General features: G+C 70.3%; 1 protein-coding gene. It reads right to left on the bottom strand.

Annotated elements, in window-relative coordinates; genetic code table 11:
* On the bottom strand, positions 1-1,757 hold a 1,757-nt coding region (locus JK364_RS54190; protein WP_201858843.1), incomplete at both ends, for an ATP-dependent Clp protease ATP-binding subunit.

Genomic DNA, 1,757 nt, shown 5'->3' with positions numbered 1-1,757 from the left:
GGCTTGAACAGCACGATGTCATCGACCCGGTTGAGGAATTCGGGGCGGAAGTGGCCGCGCAGCTCGCTCATCACCAGGCCCCGGGCGTCCGGCTTGAGCTCGCCCTCGGAGGTGACGCCGTCGAGCAGATGCACCGAGCCGATGTTGGAGGTCATGATGATCACGGTGTTGCGGAAGTCCACCAGCCGCCCCTGGGCGTCGGTGATCCGGCCGTCGTCCAGCACCTGGAGCAGGGTGTTGAAGACATCGCTGTGCGCCTTCTCGATCTCGTCGAAGAGCACGACCGAGTACGGCTTGCGCCGCACCGCCTCGGTGAGCTGGCCGCCCTCCTCGTAGCCGACGTACCCCGGCGGGGCGCCGACCAGCCGGCTGACCGTGTGCCGCTCCTGGTACTCGCTCATGTCGAGGCGGATCATGTTCTCCTCGGTGTCGAAGAGCGCGGCCGCCAGCGCCTTGGCCAGCTCGGTCTTCCCCACGCCGGTGGGGCCGAGGAAGATGAACGAGCCGATCGGGCGGCGCGGGTCCCGGATGCCGGAGCGGGCCCGGATGATGGCGTCGGAGACCAGCTTGACCGCCTCGTCCTGGCCGATGACCCGCTCCTGGAGGATCTCGTCCAGGCGCAGCAGCTTCTCCCGTTCGCCCTCCTTCAGGCGGGAGACCGGGATCCCGGTCCAGGCGGAGACGATGTCGGCGATCTCCTCCTCGGTGACCACCTCGCGCAGCAGCCGGTGCGCGCCCTGCTTGGCGGCCAGCTGCTCCTCCTCGGCGGCCAGTCTGCGCTGAAGCTCCCGGAGCCTGCCGTAGCGGAGTTCGGCGGCGCGGTTGAGGTCGTAGGCGCGCTCGGCCTCCTCGGCCTCGCGGCGCACCTCCTCCAGCTCCCGGCGCAGGTCCTGCACCCGGCGGATGGACTGCCGCTCGGCCTCCCACTGGGCGTGCTTGGCGTCGGCCTCGGCGCGCAGATCGGCCAGCTCCCGGCGCAGCTCCTCCAGCCGCTGGCGGCTGGCCGGGTCGGTCTCCTTGGCGAGCGCGGCCTCCTCGATCTCCAGCCGGGTGACCCGGCGGGTGATCCCGTCCAGTTCGGCGGGCATGGAGTCGATCTCGGTACGCAGCCGGGCGCATGCCTCGTCCACCAGGTCGATGGCCTTGTCCGGCAGGAACCGGTCGCTGATGTAGCGGTGGCTCAGGGTGGCGGCGGAGACCAGCGCGGTGTCCTGGATCTTGACGCCGTGGAAGACCTCGAGACGCTCGCGCAGGCCGCGCAGGATGGAGATGGTGTCCTCCACGTTCGGCTCCTCCACCAGCACCATCTGGAAGCGGCGCTCCAGCGCGGCGTCCTTCTCGATGTGCTTGCGGTACTCGTCCAGAGTGGTGGCGCCGATCATGTGCAGCTCGCCGCGGGCCAGCATCGGCTTGAGCATGTTCCCGGCGTCCATGGCCCCCTCGGCGGCCCCCGCCCCGACCACGGTGTGCAGCTCGTCGACGAACAGCAGGATCCGCCCCTGCGCCGAGGTGACCTCGGTGAGCACGGCCTTGAGCCGCTCCTCGAACTCCCCGCGGTACTTCGCGCCGGCCACCAGCGACCCCATGTCCAGGGCGAAGACGGTCTTGTCGCGCAGCCCCTCGGGGACGTCGCCGCGGACGATGCGCTGGGCCAGGCCCTCCACGATGGCGGTCTTGCCGACGCCGGGGTCGCCGATGAGCACGGGGTTGTTCTTCGTCTTGCGGCTGAGGATCTGCGTCACCCGGCGGATCTCGGC

Origin of the sequence: Streptomyces endocoffeicus (genome assembly GCF_016741935.1) — a bacterium.
Lineage (GTDB): Bacteria > Actinomycetota > Actinomycetes > Streptomycetales > Streptomycetaceae > Streptomyces > Streptomyces endocoffeicus.
This window is presented reverse-complemented; position numbering and strand designations above follow the sequence as displayed.